Genomic DNA, 25,064 nt, shown 5'->3' on the forward strand with positions numbered 1-25,064 from the left:
GTTTATCCAAGTTAATAATTGGGAAATCGATACAGAAATTATAAAAAATGGGATTGCTGTACATTAAGTTAATTTAAATTCGATTACCAATATTACAATTAAAAAATAATTAAGTATAAACTATTATTAATGGAAAAATTATTATATTGGAGGGCAAAGACATGAAACTAAAATGGACCAAATATAATAGTTTAGAACTATTAATGATAACTATCGGCTGTGCCATCTATGCGTTCAGTCTAGACATGATTTCGATTCCCAATGGACTGGCTGATGGGGGCTTGAGTGGTATTACTTTGATTATTCGGTATTTCTTCCACATTAATCCTGGTATCAGTACTTTGATTTTGAATATTCCACTTATTTTAATTGGTTTTCGCTATCTAGGTAAAAGGGTGATGTTCTATACGCTTTATGGAACGGTTTGTTTGTCGTTATTCCTGATATTATGGGCTCATCAAAGCGTCATTCATCCCTTACCACTAAAGCATGACTTATTGTTAGCATCCCTAGCAGCCGGTGTATTATCCGGTTTAGGCATTGGAATAGTCTTTCGCTTCAACGGAACGACTGGTGGGAGTGATATCATCGCCCGAGTCGGTCAGTCGAGTTTCGGCGTGTCATCTGGCAAAGGCATCATGATCATGGATTACATGGTATTATTCTTATCGCTATCATACTTGGATTTTTATCACATTATGTACTCGTTGATTGTCAGTTACTTGCTGGCCAGAATGATTGATTTAGTCCAAGAAGGTCCTAATCGTGCCAAAGCTGTGTTGATTATTTCTGACCAATATAAAGAAATTACGCAATTAATTGATATTACACTTAACCGTGGCTGGACTTATTTAAATGCTGAAGGTGGGTATCATAACGATGCTAAAAAAATTATTTATCTGATGGTTCAACCGCGAGAGGTTCCCCAATTAAAACAAGTAATCAAATCGGTTGATGATAAAGCTTTTGTGACGGTACTTGATGCACATGAAGTTATCGGTGAGGGTTTTAGTTATGAACGGAAAAAGTACCATGTTAATTTATTGAAACGATAAAAAAAGCACACATGAGTAACGGCCATATTTGACCATTCTCATGTGTGCTTTATTTGATTTTATTCAGTAACACCAACGTGCATAGTTTCATCAATATGAGCAGCAACCTCATCTTTAACTGTAACGCCTTGTTTTTCCAATTCTGCAATTTTATCTGCAAATTGTGGTAAATAATTCTTATGGGCAATTAACATTTCATCCAAAATTCTCTTGGCAGTATTACCGGATCTAATCAATGGATTCATTGTAAATGCCTGTAAGGCTAAGCCATAATCACCAGTTGCTGCGGCTTGAACAATGACTAATTCCATATTCTTCATCAATTGAATCCAGCCTCGTTCAGCTGGTTGGAAGTTACCAAAGGCCATTGGAATAGCTCCAGTTGCACCTAATTGAGCGGATACTTCGACGACGTGGTCAGTTGGCAAATCGGGAACTGAGCCGTTATTAACGGTTGAAACTACCATATGTGTACGTTTGTCCGCAAAAATGGAGGCAATTGATTCACAGGCAGCATCTGAATAATGGGCGCCACCACGTTCAGCTAATTGTTTAGGTTTGTAGTCCAAATTTGGATCTTTATACAATTCAAAGAGTTCTTTCTCAATTTGCATAACTTGTTGAGCACGCGTACCTTGATTGTTAAATTCATCCAAACTGTGTTTCAACATTTCTTCTTCACGGTAATAGTATCTGTGGTAACCGCAAGGAATCATCTTCATTTGTTCAAGTTGTTCGCGGTAGAATGGCACATCGAAAATATTCTTTGGTAAGCCAGCATCACCGTCTCCAAGCATTTTGTTAATGATATCCATGGTAACTTCATTGCCTTGATTGTCGAAAACTTTGTGCCAGTGGAAGTGGTCGATACCGGCAAATTTATAAATGAGTTCATCTAAATTCTTACCAATTAGTTCGGGTTCACTGATCATTGCGTTAACGGGAACGTTACATAGACCAATAACTTTTTTCCACTTACCGTAAGTAACGATAGCTTCAGTAATCATGCCGCTTGGGTTTGTAAAGTTGATCAACCAAGCGTTAGGGCAGAGTTCCTTCATGTCTTTAACGATGTCTAAGATAACAGGGACCGTTCTAAATGCTTTAAAAATACCACCAGCACCATTGGTTTCTTGACCAAGCATTCCATATGAGCCAGGGATGCGTTCATCCTTGATACGTGCTTGCATCAAACCAACTCTAAATTGGGTTGAGACAAAATCAGCATCTTTTAAGGCTTCACGGCGATTTAGGGTGAGATGAATTTCCCAGTCTAAACCAGCGGCTTTAACCATTCTTTTCGCCATGGCACCAACGATATTTAATTTTTCTTCACCTTCGGGAATATCTACTAACCAAATTTCTTTGATTGGCAATTGATCCTTACGTTTGATGAATCCTTCGATCAATTCGGGTGTGTAACTGGAACCACCACCGATTGTTACCAATTTCAAAGCTTTTCGTGACATAATATTTTTTCCTCCTAAGGTTTTTTCTTAACAATTGAAGTATAATTTGTGGGAACATTCCCATGTCAAGGAGAAAATTTAAAATGACGACAATTATTGATTTAGCAAGACTATCGCAGACTTCAAAATCGACAGTATCGCGGGTGATCACGGGCAAAGGTTACGTTAGTGCAGATAAACGCAAGGCTATTTTGAAAGCTATTAAAGAAACGAATTATATTCCCAATCGGGTCGCACAAAATTTGAAATCACAACAGACGAAAACGATTGGTTTCATTGCGGAAGATTATTTTTCGATTGCCGGAGATTTTTTGAATTATTTCGTCAAAATTGCGGCTAAATACGACTATAACGTCAATACCTACTTCACACATAATGAAAAAAGAGAACTAGAGGTTTTGAATTTATTAATGTCGAAATCCTTAGATGGTGTCTTTATTTTAACGACGGTGAATGATTGGGATAAAATTTTACCGTATACGCGATTTGGGCCAATTGCTACCTGGAAAAGGTTAGATTCGGAGAAAATTTACTCATCATACGTTGACCATTATCCAATCTATTTACAAATATTGAACGATTTACGCAATGATGGTAGGACTAAAGTTGGTCATATTTTAAATGATAGCAATAGTCAAAATACCGTTGCGACTGTGCAGGCAATTAAGGACTTTTCAAAGAAATATCCAGAGGTTAATAATGATTGGCAAGTATTTCACCATTCGGGACAATCGGCTCATAAAATGGCGGCAAAAAAATGGTTACAAGAAGCTGATAGTCCTAAGACAATTATTTGTTACAACGATTATGAGGCATCTGGTTTTATGCTGGAATTAAAAAAGCATCATTTAATTTTGAATCGTGATTATCAGTTGATTAGTTTTGATAATAGTCATTTGAGTAAGGTGCTAGGTTTAACGTCGGTGGACTTGAAAATTCAACAGCAGGCCGAAAACTCGTTTTTCTATCTTTATAATCAATTGAACGATACTAAAATTCCGTATCATCGTATTGAACCAAGGATAATTTCAAATGAGTTATAGAAGTTAGGTGTGTCGTGGCAATAGCCTAATTTTTTTCGCTTAAACCAGGAGAGGGCTGTGATATAACTATTTCTGTCTTAAACATGCAGCATAAACGTGCAACAAAACATAGCTTTTTCCGCTTAAAACAAATGGAGCCAGCAATCCAAAATCGGATTACTGGCTCCATTCGTCTTAATGCTCGAAAACTGACCATGTTTTGTCACACTCTTAATCTTTAAATAAATATAATTTTAAAATTTCTCAACAAACTCATCAATCTCTTTAAGATAAGTCTCTTTTTGAAAATCACTGATCCAAGAAGTTTCAAAAGAATTCTTAGCAAAAGTAACTAATTGTTCTGCAGTTAAGTCATATTTTTCAGCTAAAGCTTCATAGTTGTCAGCAATATAGCCACCAAAGTAAGCTGGGTCATCGGAATTAATCGAAACCTTAACACCTTGTTCCATCAATTCAACGATTTCTTTACCTTTCATATCATTAGTAACGAAACCATTTGATAATGGACAACTTGTCAATCCTAATTGCTTTTGATTTACCCAATCAACTAGATCTTGATTCTCAACAATATTAGTACCATGGTCCAAACGGTCAACTTCAATAATTTCTAGTGCTTGTTTGATATGTTCAATTGAGTCAACTTGATCAATATCGGCATGCATTGTCGTGTAATATCCCTGATCTGCAGCGTCACTATATGGACGAGCAAATTTTAATGGTGGGTTATGATGTTCATCTGAATCTAAACCGACACCTAGAATCATGTCGCGGTAAGGTTTAGCCATTTCTAAAACTTCGTTGGCTGATTTAGCCGGCATGTCTCGTAGGAAACACATGATTAAATGAGCATCAACGTTAAAGGCCGCAGCATCAACGCAGGCACGGTGGTAACCTTTGATGAAAGTTTCAAAAGCTATACCACGTGTCAAATGAGCTTGGGGGTCGAAGAACATTTCGACGTGACGAACACCATTTAGTTTAGCTTTTTGTAAGTATTCCAGAGCTAATTGATAAAAATCATCTTCAGTTTGTAAAACATTCATTCCTGGATAATAAACGGCTAAAAATGAAGCCAGTGAATCGTAATCGTATGATTTACGGACATCTTCAATCGTTGTTTGACCAATATCGATGCCGTTTTTTTGAGCTAATTTCAGTTTTAATTCTGGTTCGAGGGTTCCTTCCAAATGCAAGTGCAACTCGGCTTTAGGTAATCCTTCGATGAATTCTCTAGTAATTTTTTTAGGCAACAAAATGATTAACTCCTTAATCAATGTATTTTTATATTGTTAAGAATAACAAGCTTAAAACTAATAATCAACCGTTTGAAATAGAAATATTTTTATAAAACACGAACGATATACCGATATTTGTAAATAAACAATCGCATTTTTCTTGATATTCTATTTTAGATTTGAGATAATCCATTTGTAATCGAGCGAGATGCTCATCACAAAGGAGATTAAATTAAAATGGATACACCAATGGGACAAAAAAGTTTTATTGAGAAATTATTTCATTTGCAAGCCAATGGGACAACTGTTCGTCGTGAAGTTCTAGCAGGATTAACGACCTTTGTTTCGATGGCTTATATTTTGTTTGTTAATCCGCAAGTTTTGGGTGACGCGGGGATGAACAAAGGAGCTGTTTTTACAGCCACAGCTTTATCTGCAATTTTAGGATCAGTATTAATGGCAGTCCTAGCCAACTATCCAATTGCAATTGCACCGGGATTAGGTGATAACGCCTTTTTCACTTACTCAGTTGTTTTGGCAATGGGAATTCCTTGGCAAACAGCGATGGCTGGAGTTTTCATTTCCAGTGTTTTGTTCTTGATTCTCTCACTAGTTAAATTACGTGAAATTGTTATTGATGCTATTCCACATGATTTGAAATTAGCAATGGCAGCTGGTATCGGTATTTTTATTGCCTTTGTTGGTTTTCAAGGTGGTGGCTTGATTGTTGGTAGTAAATCAACGCTTGTTGAAATGGGTTCACTAACAGTGCCAACAACTTGGTTAACAATTTTTGGATTAGTAGTCACAGCTTTCTTGATGGCTAAAAAGATTCCTGGTTCTATCTTTATCGGGATGGTTTTAACAACTATCTTAGGTTTAGTTACGAAATTAATTCCATTACCAAATCACATTGTTTCTTCGATTCCTAGTATGAAGCCAACTTTTGGAGTGGCAATCGCGCACTTAGGTGACATCAGCCAACCACAATTATGGTCAGTCGTATTGATTTTCTTATTAGTGGCTTTCTTTGATACTGCAGGTACCTTGATTGGTTTAGCCTCTCAAGCTGGGTTTATGAAAGATAACAAAATGCCACGTATCGGTGGTGCTTTAATGGCCGATTCAATTTCAATGCTTGGTGGTGCTGTTATGGGGACAACACCAACAGCCGCATACGTTGAATCAAGTGCCGGAATTGCTATCGGTGGTCGTACAGGCTTGACATCATTAGTTGTCGGAGTGCTCTTTGCTTTAGCAATGTTCTTCTCACCACTATTGACGGTTGTTACTTCAAATGTAACTGCACCAGTCTTGATTATTGTTGGTATTTTGATGGCTCAATCAATGAAAGAAATTGACTGGAGCAAGTTTGAAATTGCTATGCCAGCGTTCTTAACTATTGTTGGTATGCCATTAACTTATAATATTTCTTACGGTATCGCCTTTGGTTTTCTAGCTTATCCTTTAACAATGCTAGCAGCAGGACGTCGCAAAGAAATTAATCCAATTATGTACATCTTGTTCGTAGTATTTATCATCTTGCTTTATACAATCAATATTCTACCTAAATAATAATAGGTGGTGAAATCTGCCACCTCCAGGAGTAAGAAATTCAGGTCGCTATGGAGACCGACAAAAGCCAAGGTCTTTTGTCTCGATTTTGAACTTCGCAAAGTACACGAATTTCAAAAGTCGTCCCGTGGTGTAAGTGCTAAAGCACTAACGCCACTTTCACAGCGACCTGAATTTCTTACTCCTTCCGGCTAGTTTATTAGTTGATTTGGATAATAGTTGGATTATTTTGAGTATTACAGTGCCAGAGATTAAAGTATATTTTTATTTTCAGTTGAGAATACAAAATAATTCTAAATCGTAATTTAATAAATTTTTAGGAGAAATTATCTTGTCAGACATGAATGATTTCAAAAACTTAATACAAGCTGGAGCGGGTGAAATTCCAGCTGATATGGTAATAAAGAATGGTCAATTAGTTAATGTATCAACTGCTGAAATTTATCCAGCTCAAGTGGCCATTTATAAAAATAAAATTGTGGCTGTCGATGAAGATGTGGCTGATTATATTGGACCTGAAACGAAGATTATTGATGCCAAGGGTAAGTATTTGGTGCCTGGTATGATTGATGGTCATATTCACGTTGAATGTAGCAAATTGAGTATGACTAGTTTTGCTAATGCGGTTGTGCCTCATGGAACGACCAGTATTATTTCTGGCTTGGATGAATATATTTCAGTCATTGGTCTCAAAGGATTACCTGAAATTTTTAAGGAAATCGATCAAACTGATTTGAAATTATTCTGGGGTGCTCCTTTCAAGACGCCATATACGATTCCACAATCAACGATTGCCGAAAATATTGATTCTGACATGCAAAAAGAACTATTAAAACAAGCTAACGTCTATGGTGTTTGGGAAACTGTTCGTGAAGATATTCAAGAACTTGACGAAGATACATTGAAGACAATGCTTTATGCTAAAGCTGCCCACAAGCCGGTCTGGGGCTGTTCTCCGATGGCACGTGGCAAGAAGTTGAATCAGTACTTAATGAGTGGTGTCCGAGTTGATCATGAAAGTTATGACCATCAAGAATTGTTGGAAAAAGCTCGTAAGGGAATGAATGTGGTTGTCCGTGAATCTTCAGTAACTCATTTCTTGGAAGAAAATATTCGTGCTATCACAGAAAATACTGCTAATGTGGCACGTCATGTCAGTTTTTGTACTGATGATGTCACGGCAACAGATATTGCGGAATTAGGTCATTTGGACCACGTTGTTAGTTTAGCTATCAAAGCCGGTGTTGCGCCAATCACTGCGATTCAAATGGCAACTATTAATTCAGCCGAAGCTTATCGAATTGATGATCAAGTTGGGATGATTGCACCTAATCGTGATGCTGATATTTTGTTTGTCGAAGACTTGAATCAATTTGAAATCGACTCAGTTATTTCTAAAGGGAAAGTTGTCGAAGAAAAGGCAACCACTGAAGTCAACTATTCACCAGAAATTATGCATTCTGTTAAAGCAGAAAAACTTTCAGCTGCTGACTTTGTTTATAAAGTTCCAGTCGAAAACGGAGAAGTGACGGTTGAAACCATTAAGAGTGTGGGGCCATTTGTCCGCAAACGTCGTGATGTAGAATTAGCTGTTAAAGATCATATTATTCAGGTTGATCCAGCTAAAGATGTTGCATTAGTATCAGTAATTGAAAGATTTGGTATTAACGGCAACAAGTCACTTGGTTTTACTTCCGGTTGGAACTTGCAAGAAGGTGCTATGGCTTCAACTGCAGCTCCAGATGATAATAATTTGATTGTTATGGGGGTAAATGCGGACGATATGGCGTTTGCTGCCAATGAATTAGTTGCTCGTGGTGGGGGACAAATTGTAGTAAAAAATCAACAAGTGTTGAGTTTCCTACCATTGCCAATTGCTGGTATCGTTTCAGAAGCTAGCCCTGAGGAAGTGGTTCAACAAGAAAAGAGTATTTTAAAAGCTGCTCGAGAATTAGGAAGCAAGGTAGCTGATCCAATGTTTTATATGACTTTCTTACCAATTACAGCGATTCCTGATTTAGCAATTACAGATTTGGGACCAACAGACTGTATTGATTTAAAGCTATTTGATCCAGTTTTGAGCGTTAGAGAAGAATTGAAGTAGTATGCCGCCTCCAGGAGTAAGAAATTTAGGTCGCTATGGGGACCGGTTGGAGCCAAGGTCTCCAACCTCGATTTTGAACCTTGCAAAGACCGCAAGTCTCAAAAGTCGTCCCGTGGTGTAAGCACTAAAGTGCTAACGCCACTTTCACAGCGACCTAAATTTCTTACTCCTTCCGGCTAGTTTATTCTTTGTTTTGAATAAATAGTTGGAATTATGGTTATGGCAGTTAAAAATATAACTAGCGCTATGCAGGTAATAATAAAAAAAGATAGTTCTAAGAATTTATCGAATGATGATAATTCTTAGAGCTATCTTTTTTTGTATGAGCATAATGTGTAAACAAATTTCTGGTGATTATCAACTGAAATCACGCCACTCAAAAACATAAAAATACACCTTGTACACTTCTAACCTTATAATTACTTTACCCTTCATAAACCGCCGTATAATCAACAATACAGTAATTGATATCTTTTCATCAAAAAAGAAGTGCAATTGCTAATAAACAATCTATAATGGAATTATAAAAATATGTTTAAACTGAAGTGATTAAACATATTTCATGCTTTGGAAGGGAAGTGATTGGATTGGTATTACACGCTGAACTAGCTGATAAAAGTTACTTGTTCAACACAGGAAAGTCTTTCAAAAGTTATGGTTTTCTTGGGTGTCACTTGCTTGATGATGAGCAGGCCGAATTTAATGTTTGGGCGCCGAATGCTAAGAAAGTTGCAGTCGTTGGTGATTTTAATAATTGGCAAGACAGTCCACTCAAACAAATTAAAGATACTGGTATTTGGCATTTAGTCTTGGATGGTGTCAAAGCCGGTGATTTGTATAAATTTTCGATTACGGGACCTGATGGTAAGCGGGCACTCAAGATTGATCCATATGCGACTGAATTTGAAAAAAAGCCGGGCGATGCGGCTGTGGTCATGAAACCAATCAATCATAAGTGGAAAGATGGTCTCTGGTTAGGGCGACGAAAACGGAGTAAAGCATTGCAACGTCCGCTAAATATTTATGAGGTCCATCTGGGTTCTTGGCGGCGGCATGAAGATGACAGTTATTACTCCTATGAAGAGTTCGCTAATGAGTTGATTCCATATGTCAAACAGCATGGTTATACGCATGTTGAGTTGATGCCTATTATGGAACATTTGCTAGATGCTTCGTGGGGGTATCAACAACTTGGCTATTTTGCTACGACTAGTCGCTTTGGAACGAGAGCTGAATTTCTCAATTTTGTTGAAAAATGTCACTTAGCTAATATTGGTGTAATTGTCGATTGGGTTCCTGGTCACTTTATTCGTAATTATGACGCGCTTTATCAATATGATGGGACACCAACTTTTGAGTATCAAGATGAAAATCGGGCTGACAATAAGCGTTGGGGCGCTTGGAATTTTGACCTTGGGAAAGCTCAAGTTCAAAGTTTTCTGATTTCCAGCGCTATGTATTGGCTTGAAGAATGTCATCTTGATGGATTGCGAGTTGATGCCGTATCAAACATGCTGTATTTGGATTATGACGATGGCAAGGAAGGTTTGACTAACAAAAATGGTGATAATCGTAACCTTGAAGGAATCGCATTTTTGCAAAAGTTGAACCAAGTTATCCACCGTGAACACCCTGATGTGCTAATGATCGCTGAAGAGTCGTCAGCTTATAAAGGGGTCACTGATACGGTCGAAAATGGTGGCTTAGGTTTTGACTACAAGTGGAATCTTGGCTGGATGCATGACACATTGAAGTTCTTCGAAATGGACCCAGTCTATCGGTGCAACAATTTCCAATTATTAACTTTCGCCTTTGTTTATATGTATAACGAAAAATTTATTTTGCCGTTCTCGCACGATGAAGTTGTCCATGGCAAGAAATCTTTAATGCACAAAATGCCTGGTGACCGTTACAATCAATTCGCTAATTTACGGACAATGATGATTTATTTATTAGCTTTTCCAGGTAAAAAATTACGATTCATGGGCTCAGAATGGGGTCAATTTTTGGAATGGCGTGATTGGAGTTCACTGGAGTGGGTCGATTTAAAGGATGACATGAATCACAAAATGGATATCTTTACGACCGCACTCAATGAAATCTATCACAATCAACGTCCACTTTGGGAATTAGACCATAATCCTGAAGGGGTGGTTTATTCCAATACCGACGATGCGGCTAGTTCGACGATGGGCTTCATTCGTCAAGGTAAAAGAAAGCATCAATTCGTCGTTGCTGCGTTTAACTTTGTCCCAGTAGAACGTAAGAAATATCGCATCGGGGTGCCTTTTACCGGTGAGTATGAATTATTAATTAACACGGAAGATGAGCGCTATGGTGGCACTTGGACCAAACTAGAGACTAACTTTACGGCTGATAAAACGCCATTTCACGGTCAACCAGCCAGCTTTACAGTGACACTTCCTGCGATGGGCGCGCTCTTGATTCAACCAATCAAACTTAATAGAGGGTGAGTCATTATGAATGAAAATGATGAAATGTTAGCAATCATTCTTGCCGGTGGTCAAGGTAGTCGTCTCGGCAAGTTAACTAAATCAACGGCCAAACCCGCAGTACCTTTCGGCGGTCGTTATCGAATCATTGATTTTACCTTAAGTAATTGTGCTAATTCGGGTATTAGTACGGTTGGCGTAATTACTCAATATCAACCGTTGGAACTTAATGCCCATATTGGTAATGGTTCCAGTTGGGGTTTAGATGACCAGATGGGTGGTGTGACTGTGTTACAGCCATTCTCATCCACTGAAGGTGAGAAATTCTTTGAAGGTACTGCCCACGCTATTTATCAAAATATTGAGTATATTGACCAACAGAATCCGAAGTATTTATTAGTGCTATCAGGTGACCACATCTATAAAATGGATTATCGGGCTATGCTCGAATATCACAAAGCTAAGAAAGCATCCCTGACCGTTGGCGTCATTCCGGTATCAACAGAAGAGGCCAAACGTTTTGGGATGATGAATACTGATGAAACAGATCGCATTATTGAGTTTGAAGAAAAACCAGCTCACCCTAAGAGTAACAAGGCCTCCATGGGTATTTATATTTTTAATTGGGAAACTTTGCGTAACTATTTGACGACCAGTTTTAGTACCAATAAAAAGTTAGAAGATTTCGGGAAAAACGTTATTCCCATGTATCTGGCTAACAATGAATCGGCCTATGCTTATTCTTTTGAAGGCTATTGGCGTGATGTCGGTACGATCAAGAGCCTTTGGCAAGCCAATATGGAATTTCTATCACCTTACAACAGTCTCAATATTGGCGATCATAATTGGCGAATCAATTCGAAGGCCCAAGTTTTGCCACCGATGTATTTGACTCCGACAAGCAATATCAATAATTCAATGGTTGTTGACAGTTGTTATGTTGCCGGTGAAGTTGACCATTCAATTTTGTCACAACGTGTTTCAGTCGGTGAAGGTAGTAAAGTCGTCGACAGTATGATTATGCCAGGAGCAACGATTGGCAAAAATGTGGTCATTGATCATGCTTTAGTTGGTGAAGAAGCTGTGATTGGCGATGATGCCGTTGTTAAAGGGACCGTCGATGATATTGCCGTAGTTGGTTACGGAGAAGTTTTGGGGGTAAAGAAATCATGAGACATAATACTGTAAGTGCCATCATTAACTTAGTTGAACCATGGGAAAAACTTGAGCCTTTGACGCTTGATCGTCCAGTGGGAACTTTACCCTTTGGCGGTCGCTATCGACTGATTGATTTTCCACTTTCAAGTATTACTAATGCTGGAATTCAAAATGTCATGATAGTTTCACCACGTTCAGGCCGTTCAGTAGCTGACCACCTTCGAAGCGGGAATGACTGGAATTTAGATACGATTCGTGGCGGTTTGTTCAACTTCCCATATAATGATTTATCACTCATTGCACCACAGAAAAAAGAGACCTTGATTCACCACTATTACGACAACACCATCTTATTTTTAAAACGTAGCAGTAGTGAATATACAGTCGTCATGGGCACGCGCAACATTTGTAATATCGATTTAAAGGCTTTATTACGCTATCACCAAGAACGTGATAATCCAGTGACAACAGTTTATAAGAGTATTGATGCTAGTGAAACTGAACCGGATGCGAGTGTTTTGCAATTAACCTCTAACGGGATGGCCACGGCTATTTTACCGGCTGATAGTGAAAATGTTACGCCTAACGAGAACCATAAATATGCTAAGAGTTTGAAAATTTTCTTGATGAGCACGATTGATTTGATTGATATTTTGAAAGAAGCTAATGAACGTGGTGACTTGATCAGCCTGGAAGATTTGATGTTACAAGCTGTGATGCAACACAACGCCAATGCTTTTGAATACACCGGTTTTTATGCCAACATTCACAATATCGAAAGCTATTATAATGCCAACATGTCGATTCTCAAGGAAGATAATTTTAGATCATTGCTGTACACGCAACGGCGAATTTTTACCAAAGTTAAAAATGAGATACCAACTTTCTTTGCTAGAAGCTCGCATGTTAAAGGCAGTCTCTGTGGCACTGGTGGCTATATTGAAGGTAAAATCGACCACTCGGTCATTTTCCGAAATGTCTTTGTCAACCGTAATTCGGAAATTAAGGATTCAGTCATTATGCAAGGGACTCGTATTGGGGCAGGTTCGAAGATCGAGTATGCCATTCTTGATAAAAATGTCGTCATTGGGCCTAATTTACAATTGAAAGGGACGCCTGAAAAGCCGATTGTTATTGGTAAAGGGCAACGTATTTTTCAACAAAAGGAGGTCGCAAATGTCTAAAGTTTTGTTCGCAGCCGCAGAAGCAGCACCATTTTATAAAACAGGTGGTTTAGGTGACGTCAGCTTTGCCTTACCACGGGCACTGCATCAGGCTAAACAACCGATTAGGGTTGTAATTCCATACTACAGTAAGCTGTTTCCCGAAAAGTATCGACCATTGATTAAAAATTTGACTCATTTTACAGTTCGCGTAGGTGCTAAGTCAAAATATTGTGGTATCAAAACGTTAAAGCTAGATGGACTCAATTATTATTTGATTGATAACGAAGAGTACTTTGCTCGTGATAACATTTATGGTTATTGGGATGACGGGGAAAGATTTGCATTCTTCCAATTAGCTATCTGTGAAATGTTAGAAAAAATCAATTATATTCCTGATGTCTTACATCTGAATGATTGGCATACGGCGTTTATTCCAGTGTTGTTAAAGGATAAGTATCGCTGGATCAATGCTTATCGTCACATCAAGACCGTTTTGACCATTCACAATATTCAATTTCAAGGTGTCTACGATCCGATTATTTTGGGTAGCCTTTTTGGAATTGGTTGTCAGACTTTTGATGAAGGCAGTGTCGAATATTTCGGTAATGTTAACTTTATGAAAGGTGGCATAACCTATGCGGATGCGGTGACAACGGTATCGCCAAGTTATGCTCAAGAAATTCAAACGTCCGGTTTTGGAGAAAACTTAGATGGGGTTTTACGTGCTAATCGAGCTAAATTACAAGGCATCATCAATGGGATTGACATGAAAGTCTATAACCCAGCTACTGACCCGGATATTTTGGCACATTACAGTGTTAACGATATGTCTGGTAAGGCGAAAGATAAGCAATTTTTGCAAAAAGCTGTTGGTTTACCCGAAAGAGATGTTCCGTTATTTGCAGTCGTCTCACGTCTGACTCGCCAAAAAGGGATGGATTTACTCTTAGATGCTTTGAATGAATTTCTCTGGCAAAATGATGTGCAAGTTGTCATTTTAGGAACCGGTGACCCAGACTTAGAAGAAGGTTTTCGTGGTTATCAACGGGCCTATGGACAAAAATTTGTCGCTAAAATTGAGTTTGATGTGAAACTAGCACAACAAATTTATGCCGGAAGCGATGGCTTTATTATGCCGTCAGCGTTTGAACCTTGTGGCTTGTCACAAATGATGGCAATGCGTTATGGCAGTGTCCCAATCGTCCATTCTGTGGGTGGATTACGTGATACAGTGGTCCCATTCAATAAATTCACTAAAACTGGAACTGGCTTTGGCTTTGACTATTATCAAGCTGATGTCTTGGGCAAAATGTTGCAGAGTGCGTTTGATCTGTACACTAAAGATCGAGCAACTTGGCAAGTTTTACGTCGACATGGGATGTCACAAGATTTTGGTTGGCAGAGGTCAGCCCAGAAATATTGTGATTTATATCAAGAATTGACCGATTAATCAGTTTGGATCTCTGAGAATAGAGGCATAAAAATGGAATTGAAAGAAGCTCAGTTTACAAAAGATTTTATTAATGAAATCAGAGCGACCTATGCTGTTGATTTGAAGGATACTTCACCGATGGAACAGTATATGGCTTTGGGACATTTGATCAAGCGTTATAACGGGGAAAGTTGGACTGATACATCACGTAGCTATCGTAAAAATGATGTCAAACAAGTGTATTATTTTTCGATTGAATTTTTGCCAGGACGATTGTTGCAGTCGAACTTGTTGAACTTGGGCATTACTGATGTGGTGAAGAAAGGTCTAAAAAACTTGGGCTTAAATTTCGACAAAATCGTTCAAGCAGAACCAGATCCCGGATTAGGTAATGGTGGTTTGGGACGTTTGGCGGCTTGTTATATGGATTCGATGGCAAGTATTGGTATGGCTGGTAATGGTAACGGAATTCGTTATCGTTATGGATTATTCAAACAAGTTTTCATGAATGGCTATCAAGTTGAGCTGCCAGATGATTGGCTTAGAAATGGTAATGCTTGGGAAGTAAGACGAGAGAATCGGGCTTGTTTGGTTCGCTTTGGTGGTCACGTCTGGTTACAAGAACAACCGGATGGCAGTTTAAAACCAGTTTATGATCATACTGATGATGTTCTGGCTGTTCCTTATGACACTGGGATTATTGGTTATCATAATGTCGTTACGAATACGTTAAGATTGTGGTCGGCTGAATTGCCACCTAATGAAGAACAAACGTATTATTCACAAGAACAGCGCGATAATATCGATGAAATTACTAAGGTACTTTATCCCGATGATAGTAATGCTGAAGGCCGGTCGTTGCGTCTGCGGCAAGAGTATTTCTTCTCATCGGCAGGCGTTCAAAGTATTGTTCGCCACTATGCTGCCAATCACACTAGTTTCAAACATTTTCCTCAAAAAGTCGCGATTCATATAAATGACACACATCCCACTTTAGTTATTCCTGAATTAATGCGTATCTTGTTGGATGAATATAACTGCTCGTGGGATTTAGCTTGGCAAATTACGACCTCAACTATGAGTTATACCAATCACACGATTATGCAAGAAGCACTCGAAACTTGGCCAATTGGAATGTTTCAAGGACTATTGCCACGAATTTATCAAATTGTTGAAGAAATTGATCGACGTTATCGAGCTGAGAAGACGCCGGTTTTTGGACAAAATATTGTCGATCGAACCGCTCCTTTAGGTCATGGACAAGTTCGAATGGCTTACTTAGCAGTCATTGGTAGTCACAGTGTTAATGGGGTGGCGCCTTTACATACCGAATTGTTGAAAAAAGATGTTTTGACTGATCTGTATCGGATTTACCCTGAAAAATTTAACAACAAAACGAATGGGATTGCTGATCGACGGTGGCTTGAGATTGCTAATCAACCATTGACTAAGCTGATTGATAGTAAAATTGGCAAAAAATGGCATGCCAATCCGAAGTTGTTACAAGAATTGTCAGCTTATGAAAGTGATGAAAAATTTTTGCAGCAACTGGCTGAAGTTAAGAAAATTAATAAACGTCGTTTAGCTGATTATGTTCAGTCGGAAATGGGAATCACGATTCGAACCGATGCCATTTTCGATGTGCAAATTAAACGTCTGCATGCCTATAAACGTCAAGTTTTACATATGTTGGAAATTATTCGTGAGTATTTGGATATCAAACGGCATCCAGAACAAAGCTTTATTCCGCATGTTCATATTTTCGGAGCTAAAGCGGCGCCGAGCTATCACTATGCTAAGTCAGTTATCAAAGTTATCAATGCTTTAGCTGATTTAGTTAATAATGACCCTGATATAGGTGACAAGTTGAAGGTTGTCTTCATTCCAAATTACGGAGTTTCACTTGGAGAACTAATTATTCCTGCTGCTGATATTAGTGAGCAAATTTCGACAGCATCTAAAGAGGCATCTGGGACAAGCAATATGAAGTTAATGACTAACGGAGCTTTATCTTTAGCAACAATGGATGGTGCCAATATTGATATCGTGCGGGCTGCCGGTAAGCAAAATGAGTATATTTTTGGACTAACAGCTAACGATGTTTACGGTTATTATCGTCGAAATGATTACTGTGCAAAATCGGTTTATGAAAATAATCCTGAGTTGCAACGAGTAGTCAATGCGTTGATTACCAATATGATTCCCGGTATTACGACGGAAGGTCATGAAATTTATGATTCACTGTTGAAATATAATGACGAGTATTTCGTTTTGGCTGATTACGCTGAATATGTTAAACAACAGGAAAAAATTGCCCAAGATTTTCAAGATACGATGACTTGGCAAAGAAAATCTTTGGCAAACATTGCCGCTTCTGGAACATTTTCGGCCGATTATTCAGTTGCTCGTTATGCTGAAGATATTTGGCAAGTCCCATATAACCGGATTTTAAAATAAGGTGGTCTTTCGATGAGTATTGTAATTGAATATGATTCGTTTCAAAGTTCAAAGAAAAAACCTTTTGGTGCAGTAGTTAAGGGAACGGAAATTACTTTTAATATCAAAGTTCATGCCAGTGATGACATAAAAGAGGTTCTCTTACATGTAGCGCGTGATGGCCATTGGGATGCTGAACATGACCATCCAATGACTAAGAAAGCGATGACTTATCAGACGACATTTACGCCGAAGTGTCCCGGATTATACTTTTATTACTTTGAAGTTATTACTGAGCAAGAGAACTGTTTTTACGGTTGCTTAGATGGGGGCTTCGGTGGTGAAGGTGTCCTGTATATGAAACGAGCCGACGTACAGATGTATCAATTGACGGTCATGAATCAAGTAGAACAAATCCCGGAATGGTATCAACACGGTTTGGCTTATCATATTTTTGTCGACCGTTTCAACAACGGTAATCCGGATGGACACATTAATAATCCGAAACCAAATAGCTTTATTTACGGTCAGAAAAGCGACTTACCAATGTATATTCGGAATAGTCAACAAGAAGTTGTTCGCTGGGATTTTTATGGCGGCAATTTGCTGGGTATCGAAAAAAAGTTGCCTTATTTAAAGCAACTCGGAGTAACGGTGATTTATTTGAGTCCTATTTTTGAGGCCATGAGTAACCATCGTTATGATACAGGTGATTATTTTAAGATTGATCCCATGTTAGGTACTTTGGATGATTTTGATCACTTGGTTAAAGCAATTCATGATTCGGGAATGCATGTCATTTTGGATGGGGTATTCAATCATGTTGGAGTTAATTCACGTTACTTCAACCAAGCTGGTGTCTACGATACATTGGGAGCAGCTCAGTCACAAGATAGCCGTTATTATCCTTGGTTTACTTTTACGAAGTATCCGCAAGAATATGATAGTTGGTGGGGTGTGACTGATTTGCCAACAGTTGATAAAAATAATGTTGATTTCCAAAACTTTATTTATGGAAACGACGATTCAGTGATTGATTATTGGACTGCTCGTGGAGTTGATGGCTGGCGTTTGGATGTGGCCGATGAATTGCCAGATGAATTTATTATGGGCATTCGACACGCGTTGGATAAGTATCCTGATAAAATTTTGATTGGTGAAGTTTGGGAAGATGCTTCTCATAAGCTGGCTTATGGCAAACGACGTCACTATTTGGAAGGTGGCATGTTGCAGGCAGTAATGAATTATCCGTTACGCAAGCTGATAATTCGAGTTTTGACAGGTGATTTGAAACCGTCTGAATGGTGGCTGGAATTGATGACCTTGAAAGAAAACTATCCGACAACTGTTTTTAAATATAATTTCAATAATATAGGTAGCCACGACACAACTCGAATTTTGACCAAGTTGCACGGAAATCGCGATTGGTTGCAACAAGCATTTGGCATGTTATTTACGTTGCCAGGTGTACCTTGTGTTTATTATGGGGATGAAACTGGCTTGATGGGTGGCAAAGATCCGAATAATCGAGCCTTTTTCCCTTGGGATAAATTAGACATTAATTTACAGCAGTTTGTCGAACAATGGTATCACTGGCGTGCGCAACATCAGTGGCTTGATATGGCTGATTTCGCACCATTTTATTTGGATAGTTATGGGATTGGCTATGTCTATTGGCATGACGATAAAAAGTTACTGATTGTTTTGAATACTTCGTCGAATCAACGGCAGATAAATGCTAATGATATGATGTTGGACGTGGTGCCTTCTGACTTGGCAGTGGCGGTTAAGAAATGTTTGATTGGTATGAGTTTGGAACACGGAGATTTTAATGTGATTGAGGATTTTTAGATAATAAAAAAGACTGGAAAAATTTCCAGTCTTTTTGCTAGCTATTAAAATAGCTCTATTGCTTCGTTTAAATTATTTAAAACGGCTATTGCCTTGTTAGTCAATTCAGCTCGTGGTTGAACTAAATCGGGTACTACCACTACATCGATACCAGCACTCTCTGCGGCTTCAATGCCACTTTCGGCGTCTTCAAAAATAACAGCTTCGTCAGGATTGGCATTGGTTACTTTTAATGCATGCAAATAAATATCAGGTGCTGGTTTGTTATTTGGAACATCGTCGCCGCTAATAAAATCAGTGAAGTAGTCCTTAATTCCGGCATGTTCAGCGTTAATTTTGATAATATCTTGAGTTGCTGAAGAGGTAACGTAACGGTCAATATCCTTTGCTTGTAGATATTTTAGTAGTTCAACAGCGCCGGGCTTTAAATCTAAGTGTCCTGCTAAAACTTTGTCATGGTAGCGTTGCATTGATTCTTCAAAAATCACTTTGCCTAGTTTTTTATCGCCAGTCAGTTTTTGAAGTCGAAGGTTAGTATCTTCAAAACCTTTGGCAATGTAATGCATATTTTCTTCTTTGGTAAATGGAAAACCATATTTGGCTAATATTTCCTTGCGTGATTGGTAATACATACCTTCTGTGTCAATCAATAAACCATCCATATCGAAAAATACGAATTTTTTGTCATGTAGTTTTTGCATGGTACTTTCCCCCTAAAAATGAATCTTATTTGAATAATTTCATTTTACATCTATATTGCTGAAATATTCTGATTGATTAGATGATGCCATGAAAGGAATTTTAGTTTCTGACTTCTTCTGGTTAATTTATTAATTTGCTGGAATAAAACTACCTCCGTGGTATAAATAATTATTTTTGATGTTTTATAATTCTATTGAATTATAAAATATATGTTCCTTTAAGAGCTTAAAAAGCAGTATAATCAAATTGTTTATTACTAATAGGAAAAAAGTGGAGGTTTAAGATTATGAGTCAAGAAGGTTTTGAACAAGCTGAAAAGCTCAGAGAACAGGGAATAGAAAAAGCAAATAAGGGTGATATAGCTGGTGCGATTAGTTTATTTAATGATGGAATAACGTTGGCTCCTTACGATGATAAATTATATTATTTTAGAGCATTAACTCGCTTATTAAATTTTAATAGTCATAATGCATATTTAGTTTCTGACGCCACTTATTCTATGGATGACTTTTTTGTATATACTTTGCTTCAGTGGATGGGATATCTTCAAGGAGCTAACGATGAATCAGCTGATGAGTTTTATAAGTTTATAAGATACTATTTAATTTCAGTTAGTGAATGTTTCAGAATAGTTAATCCAGAATCTTTAGTTGAAAATGAACCGGATTTTGATGAATTAATGAGAAGAGACCTTTTGGTCAAAAGAGGTATCCACATTGCAGTTGATGAACAGGAAATCAAAAAGTTAGACGTTGAAAATATTGATGGTTTATTAAATTATATGGTGAAAATTGTAACCAAAGATTTCGATGATTATCTTAATTCAGGAATTAGAGAGGATGTTAGATACTTTTATGTGACTATAAACAAATCAAGAGAACTTTTTTTGGATTTTCTTAATTTCTTTGTGCCTAGATATAAAGCATCTCAACGAATGGGTCAGAGGGTAAGCAATCAACCTTCTGAAGTCAAAGCAATTATGAAAAATGGAGATAAATATTATCAGAATGAGGATTTCAAAAATGCGTTAGACATATATCAAAAAGTCCTGGCATATGATAGTAAAAATGAAGAGGCATTAGTAAAACAAGGGTTATGTTTCTATATACTTAATCAAATTATTGATGCACGTAATTCCTTTGAAGCAGCACTGAAAGTGAATCCTAATAATGCAGTGGTTCAAGGCTATCTTAAACTTTGCTACTAAAAAAACTCCGACAAATAATTTGCCGGAGTTTTTTTGTATTTAGTTATTTGTTTTCTGGCTCAACTTAATAACTTCTAATAATCGCTTACTAAGTTGTTCGCTTTGTTCAGGTTCAAGATCATTTAAGAATTTAGTCAATTGTCTTAGATTGGGTCCAAATTTCTCTGAAGTTTTAATATCCTCACCATACATCAATGAATCCATTGTTACCCCAAGAGCTTTTGAAATCCTACTAAGCGTATTTGCGCTCAGACGTTTAGTAGTGCCACGTTCAATTTTGGATAAATAGTTAATCGTCAGATCACTAAATTCTGCAAGTTGTTCTTGCGTCATCTTTTGATTATGACGTTCACGAGCAATATTGCCACCTACATTATTTTCCATTTTGTGACCTCTTATTCTTTCTGTCTCATTCTAAAGATTAAAGAATAAAAAGAGATGTTTTAAGTTCTAATAAGAACAATGCAAATATTGTACTTTTAAAACATATTCTTTTAAGAACTATTTTAATATGGTTCTATTAGACTATAAAAAGATGTATAATCAAAACGATATTTACTTAAAGATAATTTTTTAATTAAAGGATAGTGTTCCATTAATTTATCAAATATAGGGGAGAATTATGAATAAAAAAGGGATTATAGCACTGGCTACTCTATTAGTTAGTGGCACTTTTGTTATGGCAGGATGTTCAATGGGGAACGTTACAATCAATGACAACTCACGAGAAACTAAGCAGCCTAAAGAGACTAAAGCTGAAAAATCAAAGGATGTAAAAGTTGAAGCCAAGAAAAAAGCTCAAGCTAAACAGGCAGATCGAGGCAAAGAATATTCATATGGTATAGCTAAAGGACCAACTTGGCTGTACGTCTATGACAATGGAAAGAAAACAGACACGCATTTTAATCCGGATAAAGAAAGTGTCGTTAAATTACACGAATACGATACTTTTAAACTGGGCGGTACTTTGCCATTGGTTGGAGAGCAATTCACTAGAAGTTATTCTGTTGGTCAAAATAGTAGTCAAGCTACGATGGATCAATCAGATAACTATGATAAACAATTAGGAATGATGTCCTTAGTAGATCCTGATAATCGAGTTAAGGTAACTTTCGGTAAAATCAGCCATCCCGATTATGCAGGATTAAGTAAGTTAGCTTTTACTGATTTACCAAAATATTTGGAAGCTGCTAGTACCAATGATTCGTCTAAATTACCTAATCAATCAAAACATTTAGTTGGCAACTTAGATAATTCAACTAATTACCGTGGTGATGCGGCGGCCAGCTATCAAATTATCGAGCAATATTTTGATAAAAAATCTACGAAAAACGATGAAAAAGGTCCCGTCGTTGGAGATCATGCAACTTATGTCAGCACGGGTAATGATCCATTGTTAGAGGAAACAAACGCTACGCAATTATTCATTCAAGTATTTGCCAAAGTTAAAAAGACAGACACTGATCAACATGCCTTTAGAACTGATGATGGTCCTAAGTACGGTAGTTCAAGTACCAAAATTGAAGAGTATCAGTTGGATTACTTATTAAATGAAAATAATAACTGGCAATTAGCAGGAGTGACAAATGTGGGTTCTTCTGATTACGCCATGGACACGTCACATTCTAATTGGATTGTTCAAAAGAATTAGGGGGAAATTGCATGCGTTGTAGTAATTGTGGGGCCGAAATTCCAGCAGATGCAGAATTTTGTCCCGAGTGTGGACACAAAGCTGGTGTGCCAGTTCAAGAAAATAAAACAGTTTCAGAAATGAAAGACAAAGTTACACCTTATTTGACGAAGAAAAATATTTTTCGAACACTCTTAGTTGTCATCGTAGGATTGGTGGTCTTTGCAGGCTACCGATTATTGTACTATCCAAGTCTTGTTAAAAATGAAATTGCTAAAACTGAGTTTGCGACTGCCAATTTTAATGTGAAAGTTAATGTTTTGAATAAAACTATTACGTTGACAGCTAGTGAGCCAGAAGTTTACAGCTTAGTCGCTGCTTCAACAGACAATGGCTTTTTAACCAGTCCAATTGGTGCCGAAGAATCAATGGATAAGATGGCTAAAGATTTGCCTGGCAATTGGACGATTCAACTCATTCAAACTACTCACGCCAACTCACCACGAGTTATGTGGCAATATTCTGACGGGCACGAGAGCATTCGTTATCAAAATTCCAATGAATATCGACGGGCTAAACAGGCGTATATCGAGGCGTCAGAAAAAGAAGATGCCACTAATAGTGAAATTAAATCAGCTGTGATTGGGGCAGCAGCGGGTGGCTTAATTGGCGCCGCATTAAGGTAGATAAAAATAGGGAGAATCTAAAAATGTTTTGTCCAAAATGTGGTTATAAAGTAGAAAAGGGTCTGAAGTTTTGTCCAAAGTGCGGTCAAGATTTGCGATTGAAAGAGTCGAAATCTGAGAGTGTAACACCTGAACATACTTCAATAATAAAAAAATATCGTCATAACAAAAAGGTGCTGGCAACTATTGCAGCAGTTATCGTGGTGCTTATCGGATATTTCGCCATTTATGCACCGATGACCGTCAAATCGGTTCTTCAAAGAGAAGAATTCACCACGAAAAATGATTATAAAGTTTCGGTAAATCCACTGACGAAGACAATAGTGCTAAATGCTGGAGAGCACCGTGTTTATGATATCGAACGGGGCTTAAATAGCACTCATTTCGATACGAGTTATTTAGCGATTGAATATCATCTAGCTAGTGCTGCTAAATCAATTTCTAAAAAAACCATTGGTTCTTGGAAAATTCAGTTAACACAAACTGAGTATAAGGATACTGATCGTTTACTTTGGCAATTTACTGGCCTAAAGGAAACTCATCGTTATCAAAATACAACGGAATGTCGTAAAAATCACCAGCAATATCTCCAAGCCGAAGCAGATCAAGCTGAACAAGATCAAAAGAATAGTGATGCAGCAGGTATTGCCGGAGGACTCCTTGGTGGAGCTTTAGGAATGATGTTTTAGAAAATAGGGGGATTTTATTTTGGCGGAAGAAGAGGGAACGGTCTTTTGTACCAACTGTGGTGCAGAGAATAATACTAAATCAAAGTTTTGTGTTAAATGCGGTCAATCGTTAGTCAAAGTTAGTGACGACGGCATGGAAACAAAGGCGGAGCAACCAAAGTCATCACAAGCAGCAGGTTCGATTTTTGATTCAGCAACATCTCGTCTTAATCAGTGGACTGGTGGTACAGGTGCTGTCAAAGTTAGTTGGAAAGATTTCTTTAGTGAGGTTTTTAAATCACACACTGAAGAAGAAGCAGAAGATATTTTTGTTGCTGGAACTAAGAAGACAACACCAACATTAATGGAAATATCGAATGAGAAAGTTCAACCATGGCTTTTTTCGAGAATCTTAATTGTCATTATCGCTGCTGGAATTTTATTGTCAGTTATGACTAATTTGAATCAAAATATGATTGGGGACCAAGTTGCAGTTGATGTAATAACTTGTATTGCTGTGCCAATGGCAGCGCTAGTATTATTTTTCGAAATTAATATTTATAAGAATATTAGTTTCTATAAAATCGGAAAGATAATGTTATTAGGTGGGATTCTATCACTTGTTTTGACAGTAATTATAGATAATATTGTTGGCGGCAGTGGGTTGAACTTTGTTGGTGCAACGTTAACAGGAATAATTGAGGAATTATCTAAATTATTAATTGCGGCATATTTTATTCAAAAACTAAAAATTAATCGAATTTTTAATGGATTATTAATTGGCGCTGCCGTCGGCACCGGCTTTGCAGCATTTGAAAATATTCAATATATGTTTTTGGATGGGCAATTAGCATCTATGTCTTTTGCCTTGTATCGGACGGCAACATCTATTGGTACACATACGGAATGGTGTGCTATATCGGCAGCTGCCTTGGTTATTGTAAAAGGATCACAAAAATTAACGACTAATATGTTTGTTAACACTCGATTCTTAAAATTCTTTGTTCTGGTTGCGGCAATTCATATGCTTTGGGATTGGGATGCGTTAGGTAATTTTGGTCAAATAAGAATGATAATTTTAATATTAGTTACTTGGATTACCATTTTCGTCATGATTCATGCAGGTTTGCGTGAGGTTAAAGCACTCCAACTTTCAGTTAAAAATGATTCAGAGGTAACTGAAAGGGGGTGAGA

Annotated in this window: 19 protein-coding genes; 15 read left to right on the forward strand and 4 right to left on the reverse strand. The window is 37.6% G+C overall.

What is annotated here, in order from left to right; all coding sequences use genetic code 11:
• Positions 1-161 precede the first annotated feature (161 nt).
• Complete coding sequence (locus D1B17_RS00800; RefSeq protein WP_120143783.1) at positions 162-1,055, forward strand: YitT family protein; 894 nt, start codon at positions 162-164, stop codon at positions 1,053-1,055.
• Between the two features lie 59 nt (positions 1,056-1,114).
• On the opposite strand, the gene D1B17_RS00805 is transcribed toward D1B17_RS00800, so the two are convergent.
• Positions 1,115-2,524: a 6-phospho-beta-glucosidase gene (locus D1B17_RS00805; RefSeq protein ID WP_120143780.1), complete on the reverse strand. Its 1,410-nt coding sequence runs from the start codon at positions 2,522-2,524 to the stop codon at positions 1,115-1,117.
• A gap of 83 nt (positions 2,525-2,607) precedes the next feature.
• Between D1B17_RS00805 and D1B17_RS00810 the strand changes: the two genes are divergently transcribed.
• On the forward strand, positions 2,608-3,567 hold the full coding sequence (locus D1B17_RS00810; RefSeq protein ID WP_166806586.1) for a LacI family DNA-binding transcriptional regulator: 960 nt from the start codon (positions 2,608-2,610) through the stop codon (positions 3,565-3,567).
• A 233-nt stretch (positions 3,568-3,800) separates the two neighbouring features.
• On the opposite strand, the gene add is transcribed toward D1B17_RS00810, so the two are convergent.
• A complete protein-coding gene (gene add / locus D1B17_RS00815; protein WP_120144338.1) occupies positions 3,801-4,817 on the reverse strand; it encodes an adenosine deaminase in 1,017 nt (338 codons plus the stop codon).
• Positions 4,818-5,039: 222 nt separating this feature from the next.
• Here add and D1B17_RS00820 point away from each other — a divergent pair, with 222 nt between their 5' ends.
• The 8 genes from D1B17_RS00820 (at position 5,040) to D1B17_RS00855 (ending at position 18,977) form a co-directional block, all read left to right on the forward strand.
• Positions 5,040-6,377, forward strand: coding sequence for an NCS2 family permease (locus tag D1B17_RS00820; RefSeq protein ID WP_120143776.1), 1,338 nt, complete (start codon positions 5,040-5,042; stop codon positions 6,375-6,377).
• A gap of 340 nt (positions 6,378-6,717) precedes the next feature.
• A complete protein-coding gene (locus tag D1B17_RS00825; protein ID WP_120144336.1) occupies positions 6,718-8,481 on the forward strand; it encodes an adenine deaminase C-terminal domain-containing protein in 1,764 nt (587 codons plus the stop codon).
• A gap of 578 nt (positions 8,482-9,059) precedes the next feature.
• Complete coding sequence (gene glgB / locus D1B17_RS00830; RefSeq protein WP_420868398.1) at positions 9,060-10,955, forward strand: 1,4-alpha-glucan branching protein GlgB; 1,896 nt, start codon at positions 9,060-9,062, stop codon at positions 10,953-10,955.
• Positions 10,956-10,961: 6 nt separating this feature from the next.
• Entirely contained in the window at positions 10,962-12,107 is a 1,146-nt protein-coding gene (locus D1B17_RS00835; RefSeq protein WP_120143771.1) for a glucose-1-phosphate adenylyltransferase, read from the forward strand.
• Positions 12,104-13,276 (forward strand): glucose-1-phosphate adenylyltransferase subunit GlgD, encoded by a 1,173-nt coding sequence (gene glgD, locus D1B17_RS00840; RefSeq protein WP_120143769.1) that lies wholly within the window; start codon positions 12,104-12,106, stop codon positions 13,274-13,276. Before D1B17_RS00835 ends, glgD begins: the two co-directional genes overlap by 4 nt.
• Complete coding sequence (glgA, locus tag D1B17_RS00845; protein WP_120143767.1) at positions 13,269-14,708, forward strand: glycogen synthase GlgA; 1,440 nt, start codon at positions 13,269-13,271, stop codon at positions 14,706-14,708. Before glgD ends, glgA begins: the two co-directional genes overlap by 8 nt.
• 33 nt (positions 14,709-14,741) lie before the next feature.
• Entirely contained in the window at positions 14,742-17,147 is a 2,406-nt protein-coding gene (locus D1B17_RS00850; protein ID WP_120143764.1) for a glycogen/starch/alpha-glucan phosphorylase, read from the forward strand.
• 18 nt (positions 17,148-17,165) lie between these two features.
• Positions 17,166-18,977, forward strand: a complete 1,812-nt coding sequence (locus D1B17_RS00855; protein ID WP_120144334.1) for a glycoside hydrolase family 13 protein — start codon at positions 17,166-17,168, stop codon at positions 18,975-18,977.
• Positions 18,978-19,021: 44 nt separating this feature from the next.
• On the opposite strand, the gene D1B17_RS00860 is transcribed toward D1B17_RS00855, so the two are convergent.
• Positions 19,022-19,678 (reverse strand): HAD family hydrolase, encoded by a 657-nt coding sequence (locus tag D1B17_RS00860; RefSeq protein ID WP_120143762.1) that lies wholly within the window; start codon positions 19,676-19,678, stop codon positions 19,022-19,024.
• A gap of 287 nt (positions 19,679-19,965) precedes the next feature.
• On the opposite strand from D1B17_RS00860, the gene D1B17_RS00865 reads away from it, so the two are divergent.
• Positions 19,966-20,886, forward strand: coding sequence for a tetratricopeptide repeat protein (locus D1B17_RS00865; protein ID WP_120143760.1), 921 nt, complete (start codon positions 19,966-19,968; stop codon positions 20,884-20,886).
• A gap of 39 nt (positions 20,887-20,925) precedes the next feature.
• Here the strand turns inward: D1B17_RS00865 and D1B17_RS00870 are convergent, their stop codons facing one another.
• Positions 20,926-21,270 (reverse strand): helix-turn-helix domain-containing protein, encoded by a 345-nt coding sequence (locus D1B17_RS00870; protein WP_120143758.1) that lies wholly within the window; start codon positions 21,268-21,270, stop codon positions 20,926-20,928.
• A 238-nt stretch (positions 21,271-21,508) separates the two neighbouring features.
• Here D1B17_RS00870 and D1B17_RS00875 point away from each other — a divergent pair, with 238 nt between their 5' ends.
• Genes D1B17_RS00875 through D1B17_RS00890 form a run of 4 tightly spaced genes read left to right on the forward strand, consistent with a single transcriptional unit; the run spans position 21,509 to position 25,062 of the window.
• Positions 21,509-22,537, forward strand: coding sequence for a hypothetical protein (locus D1B17_RS00875; RefSeq protein ID WP_120143755.1), 1,029 nt, complete (start codon positions 21,509-21,511; stop codon positions 22,535-22,537).
• A gap of 11 nt (positions 22,538-22,548) precedes the next feature.
• On the forward strand, positions 22,549-23,202 hold the full coding sequence (locus tag D1B17_RS00880; protein WP_120143753.1) for a zinc ribbon domain-containing protein: 654 nt from the start codon (positions 22,549-22,551) through the stop codon (positions 23,200-23,202).
• A gap of 23 nt (positions 23,203-23,225) precedes the next feature.
• Positions 23,226-23,891, forward strand: a complete 666-nt coding sequence (locus tag D1B17_RS00885; protein ID WP_120143751.1) for a zinc-ribbon domain-containing protein — start codon at positions 23,226-23,228, stop codon at positions 23,889-23,891.
• A gap of 19 nt (positions 23,892-23,910) precedes the next feature.
• Positions 23,911-25,062: a PrsW family glutamic-type intramembrane protease gene (locus tag D1B17_RS00890; protein WP_120143748.1), complete on the forward strand. Its 1,152-nt coding sequence runs from the start codon at positions 23,911-23,913 to the stop codon at positions 25,060-25,062.
• Positions 25,063-25,064 lie beyond the last annotated feature (2 nt).

This window comes from Companilactobacillus zhachilii (assembly GCF_003606365.2).
Classification (GTDB): domain Bacteria; phylum Bacillota; class Bacilli; order Lactobacillales; family Lactobacillaceae; genus Companilactobacillus; species Companilactobacillus zhachilii.